A 548-nucleotide genomic window follows, 5' to 3' on the forward strand; every position below is an offset into this window, starting at 1 on the left:
TGGCGCGGTGTCGGCCGCCTCCGGGCGCAGCTGGGTGTAGATGTTGAACAGGGTCAGCACGGCCACGCCCGCCCACAATGGCAGTTGCGGCAACGGCAGGCCCAGCACCCAGGTGGCAACCAGGATGGTGGCGGCCTGGCCACCTACGGCAAGCCAGCGCAGGCTGCACAGGGTACGGAGAAACGGGGCGTCGGGACCGGTCATTCACGCTCATCGTATGCGTTCACGGGCGACCGTGCCTGCGACAATAGGCCGCAGCCGTGCCACCGGCTGAATGCGAGTCACCCGGAATGCGGGGGCGGGCGGTAGAATGCGCCCATGCACGACGCCGTCACCCGCCCGACTCCTCCCTCCGATGCCACCTCCTGGCCCCGCCGCCAGACCCATGCCGTGCAGATCGGCGGGGTCACCGTAGGCGGAGGCAAGCCGGTCGTGGTGCAGTCGATGACCAACACCGATACCTCCGACGTGGCCTCCAGCGTGAAGCAGGTGGCCGAGTTGTGGCGTGCGGGTTCGGAAATGGTGCGGCTGACCGTCAATACCGTGGA

General features: G+C 68.2%; 1 protein-coding gene and 1 pseudogene. One reads left to right on the plus strand and one right to left on the minus strand.

The features are described from left to right. Positions 1–204, minus strand: a pseudogene (locus DAI20_RS20125) (hypothetical protein); the annotation flags it as partial. Positions 205–318: 114 nt separating this feature from the next. Here DAI20_RS20125 and DAI20_RS20130 point away from each other — a divergent pair. Continuing rightward, positions 319–548: flavodoxin-dependent (E)-4-hydroxy-3-methylbut-2-enyl-diphosphate synthase (locus tag DAI20_RS20130; RefSeq protein WP_159085162.1), on the plus strand; the 230-nt coding region annotated here is incomplete at its 3' end.

This window comes from Planctomonas deserti, assembly GCF_003067705.1.
Lineage (GTDB): Bacteria > Actinomycetota > Actinomycetes > Actinomycetales > Microbacteriaceae > Planctomonas > Planctomonas deserti.